The following is a 16,038-nucleotide window of genomic DNA, read 5'->3' on the forward strand; positions in this document are numbered from 1 at the left end:
CTTTTTTCATGAAAGCCAGCCCGCACGTATCATGCATGCCCTGTTTTTTTGCCCTAAAAAAAATAATCCGAACCCTCTCGCCTTAGAAAATCTCAATCGTTGCATCATGCATGAATCGTTACCCTTTGCGACCTGTTTGGGGGGAACGATGTTACTGCATGTACTTTATTTAATTGGCATTACCGCAGAGGCGATGACCGGCGCTCTGGCGGCCGGCCGTCGCCGCATGGATACTTTCGGCGTCATTATTATCGCGACGGCAACCGCGCTTGGCGGCGGCTCCGTCCGGGACATCTTGCTGGGCCATTACCCGCTGGGCTGGGTCAAGCACCCGGAGTATGTGGTGATCGTTGCCGCTGCTGCGGTGATCACGACATTTGTCGCCCCGGTGATGCCTCATTTGCGGCGTCTTTTCCTGGTGCTCGACGCGCTGGGGCTTGTCGTTTTCTCCATTATCGGCGCGCAAATCGCGCTGGATATGGGAGAAGGTCCTATCATCGCCTCGATAGCCGCTGTAGTAACGGGCGTCTTTGGCGGCGTATTACGAGACATGTTCTGTAAACGCATCCCGCTCGTCTTTCAAAAAGAGCTTTATGCAGGCATCTCTTTCGCCGCCGCGATGCTGTATATCGCTCTGGAGCACTACGTTTCAAGCCACGATGTTGTGGTGATAGCAACCCTGCTGTTCGGCTTTACGGCGCGGCTGCTGGCGCTGCGCTTTCGGCTCGGGCTGCCGGTTTTTCATTACCGCGCCGGAACGCACTGACGCGCTATACGTATCGTTACGCCCACTGGTTATGGCAGTACAAAGCCGTCAATTTTTTGCTCTGCCAGCCACTGCGCCAACGCAGCGATATCCGGATGGTGGATATAGCTGACCAGCTGACGCGCGCGTTCGGCGCCTACGCCAGGAAGCGTCTGCCAGCTACGTTCATCACGCATCTGTAACTGATGCCATGTGTCATCTGGCAGCGCCTGCCATGCTCGCGCCGGCAAGGGCAGGCCCAGCGCTTTTACCCAGCGCTGAAAAGGCAGCCGGCGCGTCAGGTTGAACTGATGCCAGAGCCGCGTTGCACGCTGCGCGCTAAAACCGGGCGTTTGCTTTAAAACGTCAACGCTGAGCGCAAGCCAGGAAAAGAGATGCTCAAAATGATGGCGGCTCAATAACTGACGCCACGTTGCCTCTCCCATTCCTGAAAGATCTAATACAGGTTTTCCGCTAAGCCAGACCAGACGCGAGATAAACTGCTCTTCACACGCACCCGTGGCAAACAAGCAGCTCAGCGTATCGAAATGTGCTGTTGACGGCACAGGCTTAGTACGCTGTGCAGGTCGCCAGACAACCGCATCCAGCCGCGGAATACCCCGGCCTGCAAGGCTCACCTCCACCTGATCGCCTTCAGCCAGGTCGAGCTTTTCCCAGCGCGTCAGCGAACCAATACTGACTTTCGACACCTGTTTATCATCAAGCGTTACCGGCTCCAGCTGCGCCACAACGCTTACCTTGCCGGTCCGGCCAGTGGCGAAACGCAGCGCTTTTACTTCTGTTACCTGTTTCACAGGCGGATATTTCCATGCGGCGACCCAGGAACCTTCGCCCGGACGCCAGCTTTTTCCGGGCGGCTCCCGGGCCGCGCGGATCACCACGCCATCCGTCACAAAGGGAAGCGGCTCGCTGAACCACTGCTCGCGCCAACGCGAGACGTCCGCAACGGAACTCACCGGCTGACTCCAGGCTCGCGCTAAGGGGAATCCGCCCTGCGCCAGGATGGACAACCGCGCCGGCATCTCTTTCGGCCCGTCCGGCCAGGCCCAGATAAACAGATCCAGATCGTTAAGCAAAGGTGACGCCGCGTTGCGCATCATCGCGCCCGCCACCTGTGCCCGCGCATTAACACCACCGTCCTGCTGCTGGCGATGCCCTTTCCGGCGTAAAAACAGCTCGCCCTGCAACACGCTGTCAGCCAGCTCGCCTTTCACCTGCGAAGGAATAGCCGAAATAAGACGCGCGCGCGCCGTCCAGTCTTCACCCTGTACGCCGTCACCCCGACTGATAACCTGTTGCAGCTCGCCCTTCCGGTACACCAGCGAAACCGCGACACCATCGACCTTCGGCTGTACCCACAGATCCGTTTTGCCTTGCATCCATTGCGAAAGCGAGGCAGCGTCTTTGAGCTTTTGCACGCCCGTGTGCGCGACTGGGTGGCGCGTTCGCCCGGCGGCAGGCGGCGCTGGCCTGTTGTTCACCGCGGGCAGCGCAAAACAGGTTTGCCACGCGTTAAGCCTTTGGCGCATGCCGTCATAGACCGCGTCGCTGACGTTGTTCTCGCCGCGCAGCCAGTATGCTTCATCCCAGCGCGCCAGCTGCTTTTCCAGCGCAGCAACCTCCTGTCGCGCCTGCTCAGGCGTCCAGTCCGGGCAGGCCGCATAAGCGCTTGCGCATACCAGACTGCCCAGCAGTAAAAAAATAATAATGCGCACGTTTCACCCCCTTCGCTTTCCTGGCGAGACGGTAATACATGACGCCGCCTGGCGGCGAGGCCGGTTATTGCGTTTTACGAGTGGTTTTCCAGGCTTTTTCGCTGATTGCATAAACGAGACAATTTTTCTGGATAATGCCTCGCAAAATTGCGCAAAGCGACGCGAACCCTGCGACAAAGACTGCGCCAGCGTAGCGCGACGTGTATAATAAGGCGGTATACGCACCTCTTTTCGCATACCAACAGACGTAAAACCACATGGCTCAAGGCACGCTTTATATTGTTTCCGCTCCCAGTGGCGCGGGTAAATCCAGCCTTATTCAGGCTTTTTTAAAGACGCAACCGCTCTATGATTCCCAGGTGTCGGTGTCGCATACCACGCGTAATCCGCGCCCTGGCGAAGCCCACGGCGAGCACTACTATTTCGTTAGTCATGACCAGTTTCGGTCGATGATTGCTGAAGACGCGTTTCTTGAGCATGCGGAAGTATTTGGCAACTACTACGGTACGTCACGCGCGGCGATTGAGCAGGTGCTGGCGACTGGGGTAGATGTTTTCCTGGATATTGACTGGCAGGGCGCGCGGCAGATCCGTGAAAAAATGCCGCAGGCGCGCAGTATTTTTATCCTGCCGCCGTCTAAGGAAGAGCTGGACCGCCGCCTGCGCGGCCGCGGTCAGGATAGCGAAGAGGTAATTGCTAAACGTATGGCGCAGGCCGTGGCGGAAATGAGCCACTATGCGGAGTACGATTACCTTATCGTCAATGACGATTTTGATACCGCGCTGGCTGACTTAAAAATCATCCTGCGCGCCGAACGTCTGCGTATGAGCCGCCAGAAGCAGCGACATGACGCTTTAATCACCAAACTATTGGCAGACTGAGCGTAGTTTCAGTATCATGCCCAGTCATTTCTTCACCTGTGGAGCTTTTTAAATATGGCACGCGTAACTGTTCAGGACGCTGTAGAGAAAATTGGTAACCGTTTTGACCTGGTGCTGGTCGCCGCGCGTCGCGCTCGTCAGATGCAGGTGGGCGGCAAAGATCCGCTGGTACCGGAAGAAAACGATAAAACCACCGTTATCGCGCTGCGTGAAATCGAAGAAGGTCTGATCAACAACCAGATCCTCGATGTACGTGAGCGCCAGGAGCAGCAGGAGCAGGAAGCCGCAGAACTGCAGGCCGTTACCGCTATCGCTGAAGGCCGTCGTTAATCACTAGTGCGGGTAGCCCTTGTATCTGTTTGAAAGCCTGAATCAACTGATTCAACAATACCTGCCTGCGGACCAGATTAAGCGTCTGCAGCAGGCTTATCTCGTTGCACGTGATGCTCACGAGGGACAGACACGTTCAAGTGGCGAACCCTACATCACTCATCCAGTAGCCGTGGCCTGTATCCTGGCCGAAATGAAGCTCGACTATGAAACCCTCATGGCTGCGCTACTGCATGATGTGATTGAAGATACGCCAGCCACCTACCAGGATATGGAACAGCTGTTCGGTAAAAGCGTCGCCGAACTGGTGGAAGGGGTATCGAAGCTTGATAAGCTGAAATTCCGCGATAAGAAAGAGGCGCAGGCCGAAAACTTTCGCAAAATGATCATGGCGATGGTGCAGGACATCCGCGTCATCCTGATCAAACTCGCTGACCGCACCCATAATATGCGCACGCTGGGCTCTCTGCGCCCGGACAAACGTCGCCGCATCGCCCGTGAAACCCTTGAAATCTATAGCCCACTGGCTCACCGCCTCGGTATTCATCATCTGAAAACCGAACTGGAAGAACTGGGGTTCGAGGCGCTTTACCCGAACCGCTACCGCGTCATTAAAGAGGTCGTTAAGGCCGCGCGCGGCAACCGTAAGGAGATGATTCAGAAGATCCTTTCTGAAATCGAAGGGCGCTTGCAGGAGGCGGGCATTCCCTGTCGCGTCAGTGGCCGCGAAAAACATCTTTACTCTATCTATTGCAAAATGGTGCTCAAAGAGCAGCGTTTTCACTCGATCATGGATATCTACGCGTTTCGCGTGATCGTAAAAGATGTCGACACCTGCTACCGCGTGCTTGGTCAGATGCACAGCCTTTACAAGCCGCGTCCCGGCCGCATGAAAGATTACATCGCGATCCCGAAGGCGAACGGCTATCAGTCGCTCCATACCTCAATGATTGGCCCGCATGGCGTACCGGTCGAAGTGCAGATTCGCACGGAAGATATGGACCAGATGGCAGAAATGGGCGTCGCGGCGCACTGGGCCTACAAAGAGCACGGCGAGAGCAGCACGACCGCGCAGATCCGCGCCCAGCGCTGGATGCAAAGCCTGCTGGAACTCCAGCAGAGCGCGGGCAGTTCCTTTGAATTTATTGAGAGCGTTAAATCCGATCTCTTCCCGGATGAGATTTACGTTTTCACGCCGGAAGGGCGCATCGTCGAGTTGCCTGCAGGCGCGACGCCGGTCGATTTCGCCTATGCGGTGCATACGGATATCGGCCACGCCTGCGTTGGCGCACGCGTTGACCGTCAGCCCTATCCGCTGTCCCAGTCGCTTGCCAGCGGCCAGACCGTCGAAATTATTACTGCGCCGGGCGCTCGCCCGAACGCCGCCTGGCTCAATTTTGTCGTCAGCTCCAAAGCGCGCGCCAAAATTCGTCAGATGCTGAAAAACCTGAAGCGTGATGACTCTGTGAGCCTTGGCCGCCGACTTCTGAATCATGCGCTGGGCGGCAGCCGTAAACTGGCAGAAATCCCGCCGGAGCATATCCAGCGTGAGCTTGAGCGTATGAAGCTCGCCACGCTTGACGATCTGCTGGCGGAAATCGGCCTTGGCAACGCCATGAGCGTGGTGGTCGCGAAAAACCTGTTGCAAGGCGAAGCCGCTGCAAGCAGTCAGCCGAGCGTGCCGGCGTCCGGTCACAGCCATCTGCCTATCAAAGGCGCGGATGGCGTGTTGATTACCTTCGCTAAATGCTGTCGTCCTATTCCGGGCGATCCGATCGTGGCGCACGTCAGCCCTGGCAAAGGCCTCGTTATCCATCATGAATCCTGCCGGAACATCCGCGGCTATCAGAAAGAGCCGGAGAAGTTTATGGCGGTCGAGTGGGATAAAGAGACCGAGCAGGAGTTTATCACCGAGATCAAGGTGGATATGTTTAACCACCAGGGCGCGCTGGCGAACCTGACGGCGGCGATTAACACTGCCGGTTCAAATATTCAGAGCCTGAATACCGAAGAGAAAGATGGCCGCGTGTACAGCGCCTTCATTCGCCTTACGGCGCGCGATCGCGTACATCTGGCGAATATCATGCGTAAAATCCGCGTGATGCCGGACGTGATTAAAGTCACCCGTAACAGAAACTAACCGTATGAATTCTCAGCGTTACGCGCGTATCTGCGAGATGCTGGCCCGGCGTCAGCCCGATCTCACAGTCTGCATGGAGCAGGTGCATAAGCCGCATAATGTTTCGGCTATCATCCGCACCGCAGACGCGGTGGGCGTGCATGAAGTTCACGCCGTCTGGCCCGGAAACCGCATGCGTACCATGGCTTCTTCCGCCGCAGGCAGCAACAGCTGGGTGGAAGTGAAAACGCATCGCAACATCGGCGATGCGGTGGGCCATTTGAAAGCGCGCGGCATGCAAATCCTCGCGACTCATCTTTCTGACAAGGCCGTCGATTTTCGTGAAATCGACTATACGCGCCCGACCTGCATCCTGATGGGCCAGGAAAAAACCGGGATTACCGAAGAGGCGTTACGCCTGGCAGACCAGGACATCATCATTCCGATGATCGGCATGGTGCAGTCCCTTAACGTTTCCGTCGCCTCCGCGCTTATCCTTTACGAAGCGCAACGCCAGCGGCAGAACGCGGGCATGTACCAGCGCGCCAACAGCACCCTGCCTGAAGAAGAACAGCAGCGCCTGCTGTTTGAAGGCGGCTACCCGGTGCTGGCGAAAGTGGCGAAGCGTAAAGGCCTGCCCTACCCTCGCGTGAATGAGCATGGCGAAATCGACGCGCCGCAGGCCTGGTGGGCCACTATGCAGGCTGCGGAGTAAACGATGCGCGGCCGTTTGCTGGATGCCGTACCGCTAAGCTCACTGACCGGCGTGGGCGCCAGCCAGAGCGCGAAGCTCGCAAAAATCGGCCTGCATACTATCCAGGATCTGCTGCTGCATTTTCCCCTGCGCTACGAAGACCGCACCCATCTTTATCCCATTAACGACCTTCTGCCCGGCGTTTACGCCACGGTGGAAGGCGAAGTCCTGAACTGCAATATCACGTTTGGCGGCCGCCGCATGATGACCTGCCAGATAAGCGATGGCACCGGCATCCTGACGATGCGCTTTTTTAATTTCAATGCCGCGATGAAAAACAGCCTGGCGACGGGCCGCCGTGTGCTGGCGTATGGCGAAGCGAAACGCGGTAAATACGGCGCGGAAATGATCCACCCTGAGTACCGTATTCAGGGCGATGTCAGCACGCCGGAAATGCAGGAAACCCTGACGCCCGTTTATCCGACCACCGAAGGCGTGCGTCAGGCGACGCTGCGTAAGCTGACCGATCAGGCGCTGGAACTGCTGGAAACCTGCGCCATTACCGAGCTGTTGCCGCTGGAGCTGTCTCAGGGGTTGATGAGCCTTCCGGAAGCGTTGCGTACACTGCATCGCCCGCCGCCGGATATGAAGCTCGAAGATTTAGAGAGCGGTCAGCACCCTGCGCAGCGTCGTTTAATTCTGGAAGAATTGCTGGCCCATAACCTCAGTATGCTGGCGCTACGCGCCGGCGCTCAGCGTTATCACGCGCTGTCTCTGGCTGCCCGTGATGAGCTAAAACAGCAGCTGCTCGCCTCGCTGCCTTTCAAACCCACCGGCGCGCAGGCGCGCGTGGTGGCGGAAATCGAGCGCGACATGGCGCTGGATATTCCGATGATGCGGCTGGTGCAGGGCGATGTCGGCTCCGGCAAAACGCTGGTGGCAGCGCTTGCCGCGCTGCGCGCTATCGCCAACGGCAAACAGGTCGCGCTGATGGCGCCCACGGAGCTGCTGGCCGAACAACACGCCAACAATTTCCGCAACTGGTTCGCCCCGCTCGGCATTGAAGTGGGCTGGCTGGCGGGCAAGCAAAAAGGAAAAGCGCGCCAGGCGCAGCAGGAGGTCATCGCCAGCGGCCAGGTCTCGATGATCGTCGGCACGCATGCGATTTTCCAGGAGCAGGTACAGTTTAATGGCCTGGCGCTGGTCATCATTGATGAACAGCACCGGTTTGGCGTGCATCAGCGTCTGGCGCTCTGGGAAAAGGGTCAGCAGCAAGGCTTTCATCCGCATCAGTTGATCATGACCGCCACGCCTATCCCCCGCACGCTGGCAATGACAGCGTATGCTGATCTGGATACGTCCGTTATCGACGAGCTCCCGCCTGGGCGTACGCCCGTCACCACCGTCGCCATTCCCGATACGCGTCGTAACGATATTATCGAACGCGTACGCAGCGCCTGTCTTGAAGAGGGCCGTCAGGCGTACTGGGTGTGTACGCTGATTGAAGAGTCGGAACTGCTGGAAGCGCAGGCGGCGGAAGCGACCTGGGAAGAGCTGAAAATCACGCTGCCTGAACTCAACGTCGGGCTGGTACATGGGCGCATGAAACCCGCCGAAAAGCAGGCTGTGATGCAGGCGTTTAAGCAGGGCGAAATGCACCTTCTGGTCGCGACCACCGTTATCGAAGTGGGTGTGGATGTTCCTAACGCCAGCTTAATGATTATCGAAAACCCGGAGCGGCTGGGCCTTGCGCAGCTTCATCAGCTGCGCGGACGCGTCGGGCGCGGCGCCGTTGCTTCCCATTGCGTGCTGCTCTACAAATCTCCGCTCTCGAAAACAGCGCAGATTCGCCTGCAGGTCCTGCGCGACAGCAACGACGGCTTTGTCATTGCCCAGAAAGATCTCGAAATTCGCGGGCCGGGAGAATTACTCGGCACCCGTCAGACGGGGAACGCCGAATTTAAGGTGGCGGATCTGCTGCGCGATCAGTCACTCATTCCCGAAGTGCAACGTATTGCACGCCACATTCATGAGCGTTATCCCGAGCAGGCAGCGGCATTAATTGAGCGCTGGATGCCGGAAACCGAACGTTATTCCAATGCGTAACGCCACGGTTTATCTCTCTTTTCTATGAAGACCGGACTTTTTAATCGCGTCCTTCCTCTTCCCGCCTCGCATGTTTTGACTCTGATATGTATATATGGCGCCACAAAAATTCACACAATGAATAACATTCTTTAACCCGCCCCTTTCACTATTTTTTATAAACGCCTGCTTATAAAAAATATCAACGTTATCTTGTACATTCATAATGCAATGACTACGGCAATTAAATCCTTCTAAAAAAGAAAAGGAATTTATATTTAAATAAAGTCTTCTGATACACACATTGATGATGATAAAAGTAGCTGTAATATTCATGAAGAAAATAATGCATAAGCATTTTCTTTATTAATATTGAGGAGCACAATTAATCAAGAAAGATCCACCCTACACCTCCAATAATTTAAACCCAGGGTATTTTCATTTACCCTAAAGTACGTATGGATCTGTACATAAGTTTTATTGTGGGAGTCACTTTAAAGTGCCTCCTGAAAAAGGATTGTTTATCATGAAAAAAATCACATCAGCCCTGGCGCTGAGCACTCTTTTACTCGCTGGTTTTGCACAAGCAGAAACCAATGATGTCGCAGCTACAGTTGCGATTTCAGGCACCGTTCAAACAGCAACGCCTGGCTGTACTGTCGAATTTGTCGAACCGACGGTAGATATTGGTAGTCGTACTATTAGTTCTTTGCCATTCCAGGGACACAATGTCAATAAAGCACAGATCAGAGAAGTTACTGCCAAGTTGGTGGGTAATTGCACTGATGAAGGACAGCTGGTCGCTAATGTTTCCTTTACCGGGCCAGTCGCCAATGCAGAGGGCGATGCTCTGATGAATATGGCCACGGGTTCTGGCGCCGCTACAGGGCTAGGCGTAGGTATTTACAGCCTTGCTGGTAATGTCATTATCCCTGACGGTAGATTAATACCAGGAACCGGCACCGATAAAACAATCTTCTACGTTGGTATGGTCAAACTGAACGGTGCAACGCCGACCGCAGGTAAAGTGCAGTCTTCTTTAACCATGCAGGTTGAGTCTCTGTAATCATTTTAAAAGTAATAAAACCCGTTGATATGTATTTATCATCGGGTTATTCCTCACTACAGGTAATATTAGGTTTTATCAAATGAAAAAACTACTCCTGACAACAATCCTTGCCGCAAGTTGCTGGTCAGGAATATGTAATGCTGCGTTGACATTAAGCGCTGATCGCCTGGTGTATAATGAAAAAGACGGTGATGCCTCGATAACGATCCACAGTAATGAAGATCGCGCCTATTTAGTCCAGTCCTGGCTGGATGCTGGCGACAGCACGGTAAAAAAAGACTTACCGTTTGTTGTGACGCCACCGCTTTTTCGTCTCGCGCCTAAAAGCGATAACGTGATTCGTATTGTTTATCTGGGTAATGGTTTGCCAGCTGACCGCGAAAGCCTTTTCTGGCTTGATGTAAAAGGCGTACCGGGCCTGAACGATGAAGAGTCGAAAGTCGAAAACCGCATGGTGCTGGCCATTAATAACCGTATTAAGTTTTTCTACCGCCCTGCTGGCCTGAAAGGCGATCCGGGCGAAGGCGTTAAAAATGCCCGCTGGAGCCGTTCCGGCAATAAGCTGACCGTAGATAACGCATCCCCTTATTACCTGGTATTAAGCAAAATTAATGCAGATAAAGAGGCTATCAAGGTTTCGGTTGTAGATAACAACACCGTTATTCCGCCATTTGGGAAAAAATCATACACGCTGAAACATACGCCAGCGAACGGTTCCAGCGTTGAGTGGGCCGGTATTAACGATTTTGGCGTGGCCTCTCAGACTTATTCTCAGCAGCTTGAATAACTGAAAGGGCGCTATGCGTGGTAGCAAAATAAAGTGGCTCGCCTCTTTTGTTATGTCGGCCATTTTCTGTCGAGCGGTGACAGCAGGCGAGTATTTCGATCCAGGCCTTCTTCAGGATGTGAATGGCAAAGCGGCATTAAGCGATACCAGCTTATTAAGCCAGGGGTACCAGCCCGCAGGGACGTACCGCGTTCATATTAACGTGAATGACAAGCCAGTGATGATAAGCAGCGTGCGGTTTGAACAGGGTAAAGACAAGCAGCTCATTGCCTGCCTTTCTTTCAAAGCCTACCAAAAGCTGGGGGTGGATATGAGCAAGGTCAGTTCTAAAGCAGAAGATAACGAAGCCAAAAACAGCTGCGTTCCCATGGAAGAACAAGTTCCTGGTACTAAGCTGGCGTTTGACTTCTCGAAGCTGCAGCTGGATATCATCATTCCACAAACGGTATTGCGTGATGAAAATGTGCAGGGTGTGCCTGAAGAAGAGTGGGACGAAGGTATTCCGGCACTGGTCAGTAATTACCAGCTCTCAGGTCAGCAATACCTAAAAAAAGGCGAAGGTGCCGCGAATACCGTGTATGCCAATCTGACCAACGGCGTGAACGTTGGGGCCTGGCGCTACCGTAATAATTCGACGCTCAGCAACGGCGAAGGCTGGCATAGCATCACTAATTATGTCGAAACGGCGATTCACACGCTGAAAAGCGAGCTGACCATTGGCGATTCCAGTACGCCTGGCGATGTATTCGATAGCCTGCTGGTCCGGGGCGTACAGCTTTCTTCAGACGATGACATGTTGCCCGATCAACTGAACGGCTTTGCGCCCATTATTCGTGGTATCGCCAAAAGTAATGCGCGCGTCACGATACGTGAGAATGGTTATGTGATCTATCAGCGCTCCGTACCGCCGGGACCCTTTGTGATAAACGATCTCGCCTCGGTATCAGACGGCGGAAAACTGGAAGTTGTCGTGACGGAAGCGGACGGTTCAGAGACGCATAACACGCTCTCTTACTCCAGCGTACCGCAGCTGTTACGTACCGGGCAGATAAAATACAACCTGTCAGTGGGACGCTATTTATCCGGTACCGGTTCGGTTGAAGATAAACCTGAAATTTTGCAGGCCGTCGTCAGCCGCGGTTTACCGCTGAACACCACGCTATATGGCGGCGCGCAATACCATGATCGCTACCATGCGTTGAGTCTGGGCCTGGGCGTTGATATGAAGAGTCTGGGCGGTATCGCAGCGGACATCACGCAGAGCAAAGGGCGTCGTGGCGACACGCAGGAAGGCTCCGGGAAAATGGTACGCCTGACGTACCGTAATTACCTCCCGGATACCGATACGCAGATTCAGATGGATAACCGCTATTACTCAGGCGATTACCTCTCTTTCAGCGACTGGGCCACGGCTGAAGATCTCTTCGCCGACACGCGTAAACGCCGGGAATACAACCTGACGGTGAACCAGTCGCTGGATGAGTCGAACAGTTTTTATACCACGCTGAGCCGTAGCGAAAACGTAGACAGCTCGGTATCGCGAATGTGGCAAATCGGCTGGAACGGCTCGGTAAAAAACGTCAGCTTCTCTCTTGCATACAGTATGTCCCGTAACGAGGGCGAGATTGACTGGGATAAACAGTTGGCGCTAACGCTATCCATTCCGCTGAGCGAAACCTTTCCGACAGCACAGCCGATGGTGAACTATACGGCCACATCCGGCCTTGAAAGCGACATCAATAACCAGTTGGGCATTACCGGGAAAATTGGCGACCACCAAAATATGACATGGAACTCACAGCTTTCCTATGCCGCTAAACACGGCGAGCCAGACACAAAATCCGGCTCTGCCGGCCTGGATTATCAGGGCAATTACGGCGACATGAACGTCACCTATAACGCTGACGACAACCATTATATTTCGTGGAACGCCTCGGGCAGCATTGTTGGCCACCGTCATGGCGTGACGTTTGGTCGTAACTCGTCCGGTAGTATGGCGCTGGTCTCTATCCCAGGCGGCGCGGATATCCCGCTAAATACCGGGCAGGATATGCATACCGATTCTCGCGGTTATGCGTTGATCACTGATTTACGTCCGTACCATCGTAATAGCCTGAGTATTGATACGCGCGCCGCAAGTAAAGATCTCGACTTTGCCAGCACATCAACCCAACTGGTGCCGACTAAAGACGCCGTCGTGCTCGCTGAATTCACCGCTATCAGAGGCCGTAAAGCGGTGATCACAATTAAACACCACGGTGATGTACTGCCTTTTGGCACCCGGGCGCGGATCGAGGGCATGGATAATGTGTATTACGTGGGTGATAAAGGTCAGGTTTACCTTAATGCCGTACCGGATAAAGGCACGCTGACATTCAAGTGGGGCGAAGACCAGACCTGCTCAACGCCATTTGAGATCCCGGTAAATCAGTCGCCTGCATTACCGATTCTGCTGTTAACGCTTAACTGTCAATGAACGCTATGAAAATCTGCTTTCGTCTGGCGCAAGCCGCCATTCTGGTGGTAACTGCAAAAAGCCTGTTGGCACCGGCTTTCGCAGAAGGCTGCAAAATTGAAAAGATGCCGTCTACGGTAACGGTGCCGGTTTCGGTTCCGTTGCAGGATAATATCAACACATTGCCGGTGGGCAGCGTGGTATACAAAAGAGAGGCGACGCTTGCACAATTAAGCGGTACGCATGACGTCATCACCTCTGAGTGCCAGACCAAAATCAGGAAACGCCTGAACGGAAAAATGCCTGGCCAGCAGAGCGGGCAAAATACCTATGCCACCTCCTTGCCTGGCCTTGGTATTCGAATCACGTTGATTTATGACAAACCTGGCTCGCCGCACAGGGAGTGGGTTCTGCCCTTCTCTGCGCAAACGCAGGATATCAGCCATAAATCCATTACGTCTGACGATATTAAACTGCGGCTTGAGGTCATCAAAACCGGGCCAATAGCTCAGGGCGGCGTGCTGAATTTCCGTATACCTTCCCTGATTGCGCTGAGCGACAACGCCTTTGTGGTGAACCTGGCCATGACGCTTATTTCTCCAAAAGCGCACTGTACGATTCAGGTACTAACGCCGCAGGTTGAATTGCCGCCGGTAAAAATTAGCGAGCTGCAAAAAAACGGCGGCAAAACCGCCCAGCCTGTGAATGTGAATTTGCTGTGTATGAATACCAGCAAAGCCAGCATTAATATTGAAGGAGTGAATGATACCAGCTATCCCACGGTATTCAGGAATGTAGCGCCAGAGCGCCCGGCAAAAAATGTGGGTATCGAGATGTTATTTAACGGCGTGGTCATGCGTCCTGACTCTCCGTTAGATCTATCGTTACCTAATCAAAATAGCTATGCCTTGCCGCTCTCTGTACGTTACGCCAAAACGGGCGACAACTTAACGGGCGGAAACGTCAAAGCACAAATAACGCTGAGAATAAATTACCTCTAACATCGGGGTGGCAGTTACGTCTTGTTATTAGGGAAATATGGAAAAGTATTTTTACCCTTAATGGGAAGATTGCTTTTCGCCTATTTTATTTCGAAAATTTAAAAGGATGTAAAATTATGAAAAAGACGATTTTAAGCCTGGCAGTTTCCGCATTGTTCATGACGGGTATGGTGCATGCTGAGACTAACCCGAACGACGTGTCTGCAACGCTGAGCGTCACCGGGACCGTTGTCGAAGATATTGCTGATGCCTGTACGGTGGTTACCAACAAACAGGCCGTCGCCCTGTCCGGCGATGTTACCGATCTGATTAACCAGGGCCAGGATTCGACGTCCGTTGAAACGGTGCAACTGAGTATTGTTGGTGAAAACTGCGCCAGCAAAGTGGAAGCCGGTACGATGGCTTACAAATTTACCGGTACCGCCGATAACGCAGATGGCACCGTCCTCGCTAACAGCGATGCTTCCTCAACGGCTGCAAAAGGCGTTGGTGTGGGTATTTTTACCGGCGCGAACAAACCTGTGAAAGTTAACAGCGCGGATCATGTCATCGCTTCTGCTTCCGGTACAATCATCGGTCTGCAGATGGTTAAACTGAACGGCCAGAATGCTGAAGCCGGTAACGTAACCAGCTCAGTAACCATTGAAATCGAACGTCTGTAAAAGCTATCTGCGCACCTGATACAAGCGCGGCCGTCTTTAGTAGTTTTTATTCAGCCTCCTTTCAAAAGGGGGCTGCATATGCTGGAGATGCGGTAAAGATAGCTCTGCCATACCTGGTTAATAAGCTTATTAGCGCGAAGCGCAGCATCGCTTTTTGCGTAATTGGGTATTACAGGTAAGCAAGCTGATTATTTACCGGGAGCGCGGATCGTTAAAAACAGGAAAGTAACATTACCTCTAAAAGGTAAGTTGCTTTTTATCGGTTTAATTTTAAAGGATGTAAAATGATGAAAAAGTCTATTTTAGGACTCGTCCTTTCCACCGTTTTTGTCGCTGGCGCAGTACAGGCGGACACGAATCCGAACGATGTTTCCGCCACACTGAGCGTAACCGGTACGGTTGTGGAAGATGTGGTTGACGCATGTACCGTTACGACGGATAAAGCATCAGTCGCTTTGATCGGAGATGCTGACAAGATGATTGAGCAGGGCAAAGACGCCAGCGTTGCAACGCCGGTACGCCTGAATATCACCGGTGCAAATTGCCTCGATAAAGTGATTGCCGGCAAAATTGCCTATAAATTCGTCGGCACCGCCGATAACGCTGGCGGTACCGTTCTCGCTAACAGCGACAACTCTGCGGAAGCGGCTAAAGGCGTTGGCGTCGGTGTTTTTAACGCCAGTACCGGGAAACCTTTAAAAATCAATTCCAGCGATCATCTGGAAGCCACGACCGGCGGAGACGTCATTGGTCTGACGATGGTCAGATTGACTGGTCAAAGCGTAGAAGCCGGGAATGTCACCAGCGCCTTAACGATTGAGATCGAACGACTGTAAGTCTGATACGTGATAGTTATAAATGCAGATCCCCTCTTAAGCGATCTGCATCTTTCATTATTCAGCACAGGATCAAAAGACATGAAAATTTCATGTTACTGCCTTGCCACTGCTGTCGGTTTTCTCTGCATGACTGCCCATGCTGAGAACGCTGTGAAAGATATTTCTGCCACGCTGAACATTACAGGAACCGTGGAGCAAAGCGCGCCAGCTTGCAGCGTCCTTCTGAGTCAGAATACGCTTCAGGTTACTGAAAATATGTCAGAAGTCATTGACCAGGGAAGCAGTAATTATGCGCTTACGGGCGGCACAATTACGATTAATGCGACCGGTGGTTCGCCATGCGTTTCTCTTATGGACCAGGGAAAAATGATTTATCGCTTTGTCGGTACAGCCGATGACGCGATGGGCACCGTATTGGCAAATGCCGATCGCTCAGCCACGGCGGCAAAAGGGATGGGTATAGGTATTTACGGAATGGATTCTTCACCCATTAGCGTTAATACCGATACCCTCACAGCCTCATCCAAAGGGAATCACGTAAACTTTACGATAGTAAAACTGGCAGGGCAGAATGCCGTCGCGGGTAATATTCAGACTACTGTGACGGTTCAAATAGAACGCTTGTAATTTAAGCA

Annotated in this window: 14 protein-coding genes; 13 read left to right on the forward strand and 1 reads right to left on the reverse strand. The window is 53.3% G+C overall.

Translation table 11 applies throughout. The features are described 5' to 3' along the window. The first annotated feature begins 148 nt into the window (after nucleotides 1–148). On the forward strand, nucleotides 149–766 hold the full coding sequence (locus AFK65_RS19410; RefSeq protein WP_032805042.1) for a trimeric intracellular cation channel family protein: 618 nt from the start codon (nucleotides 149–151) through the stop codon (nucleotides 764–766). Nucleotides 767–795: 29 nt separating this feature from the next. On the opposite strand, the gene ligB is transcribed toward AFK65_RS19410, so the two are convergent. Beyond that, nucleotides 796–2,481 carry an NAD-dependent DNA ligase LigB gene (gene ligB, locus AFK65_RS19415; RefSeq protein ID WP_038858596.1) on the reverse strand — a complete coding sequence of 562 codons (1,686 nt, stop codon included), beginning with the start codon at nucleotides 2,479–2,481 and terminating at the stop codon, nucleotides 796–798. A gap of 257 nt (nucleotides 2,482–2,738) precedes the next feature. On the opposite strand from ligB, the gene gmk reads away from it, so the two are divergent. The 12 genes from gmk to AFK65_RS19480 all read left to right on the forward strand — a co-directional run bounded on the left by gmk (nucleotide 2,739) and on the right by AFK65_RS19480 (nucleotide 16,030). Further along, entirely contained in the window at nucleotides 2,739–3,362 is a 624-nt protein-coding gene (gene gmk / locus AFK65_RS19420) for a guanylate kinase (protein ID WP_007703351.1), read from the forward strand. Between the two features lie 54 nt (nucleotides 3,363–3,416). Next, entirely contained in the window at nucleotides 3,417–3,692 is a 276-nt protein-coding gene (rpoZ, locus tag AFK65_RS19425) for a DNA-directed RNA polymerase subunit omega (protein WP_000135058.1), read from the forward strand. 19 nt (nucleotides 3,693–3,711) lie between these two features. Further along, nucleotides 3,712–5,832, forward strand: a complete 2,121-nt coding sequence (gene spoT / locus AFK65_RS19430) for a bifunctional GTP diphosphokinase/guanosine-3',5'-bis pyrophosphate 3'-pyrophosphohydrolase (RefSeq protein ID WP_038858593.1) — start codon at nucleotides 3,712–3,714, stop codon at nucleotides 5,830–5,832. Between the two features lie 4 nt (nucleotides 5,833–5,836). Beyond that, on the forward strand, nucleotides 5,837–6,526 hold the full coding sequence (trmH, locus tag AFK65_RS19435) for a tRNA (guanosine(18)-2'-O)-methyltransferase TrmH (protein ID WP_007703358.1): 690 nt from the start codon (nucleotides 5,837–5,839) through the stop codon (nucleotides 6,524–6,526). A gap of 3 nt (nucleotides 6,527–6,529) precedes the next feature. Beyond that, nucleotides 6,530–8,611 (forward strand): ATP-dependent DNA helicase RecG, encoded by a 2,082-nt coding sequence (gene recG / locus AFK65_RS19440; protein ID WP_038858592.1) that lies wholly within the window; start codon nucleotides 6,530–6,532, stop codon nucleotides 8,609–8,611. Between the two features lie 505 nt (nucleotides 8,612–9,116). Continuing rightward, a complete protein-coding gene (locus tag AFK65_RS19450) occupies nucleotides 9,117–9,656 on the forward strand; it encodes a fimbrial protein (RefSeq protein WP_007703366.1) in 540 nt (179 codons plus the stop codon). 82 nt (nucleotides 9,657–9,738) lie between these two features. Then, the gene (locus AFK65_RS19455) at nucleotides 9,739–10,446 is read left to right on the forward strand and encodes a fimbrial biogenesis chaperone (RefSeq protein ID WP_032805045.1); all 708 of its coding nucleotides are present in this window, start codon (nucleotides 9,739–9,741) and stop codon (nucleotides 10,444–10,446) included. 13 nt (nucleotides 10,447–10,459) lie between these two features. Further along, complete coding sequence (locus AFK65_RS19460; RefSeq protein WP_007703370.1) at nucleotides 10,460–12,922, forward strand: fimbria/pilus outer membrane usher protein; 2,463 nt, start codon at nucleotides 10,460–10,462, stop codon at nucleotides 12,920–12,922. Between the two features lie 5 nt (nucleotides 12,923–12,927). Beyond that, nucleotides 12,928–13,902 carry a fimbrial protein gene (locus AFK65_RS19465; protein WP_007703372.1) on the forward strand — a complete coding sequence of 325 codons (975 nt, stop codon included), beginning with the start codon at nucleotides 12,928–12,930 and terminating at the stop codon, nucleotides 13,900–13,902. A 116-nt stretch (nucleotides 13,903–14,018) separates the two neighbouring features. Continuing rightward, nucleotides 14,019–14,564, forward strand: a complete 546-nt coding sequence (locus AFK65_RS19470; RefSeq protein WP_007703373.1) for a fimbrial protein — start codon at nucleotides 14,019–14,021, stop codon at nucleotides 14,562–14,564. Nucleotides 14,565–14,851: 287 nt separating this feature from the next. Further along, entirely contained in the window at nucleotides 14,852–15,400 is a 549-nt protein-coding gene (locus AFK65_RS19475) for a fimbrial protein (protein ID WP_032805758.1), read from the forward strand. 81 nt (nucleotides 15,401–15,481) lie between these two features. Continuing rightward, nucleotides 15,482–16,030, forward strand: coding sequence for a fimbrial protein (locus AFK65_RS19480; RefSeq protein ID WP_032805046.1), 549 nt, complete (start codon nucleotides 15,482–15,484; stop codon nucleotides 16,028–16,030). Nucleotides 16,031–16,038 lie beyond the last annotated feature (8 nt).

The sequence above is a fragment of the Cronobacter universalis NCTC 9529 genome, from assembly GCF_001277175.1.
GTDB classification, from domain to species: Bacteria; Pseudomonadota; Gammaproteobacteria; order Enterobacterales; family Enterobacteriaceae; genus Cronobacter; species Cronobacter universalis.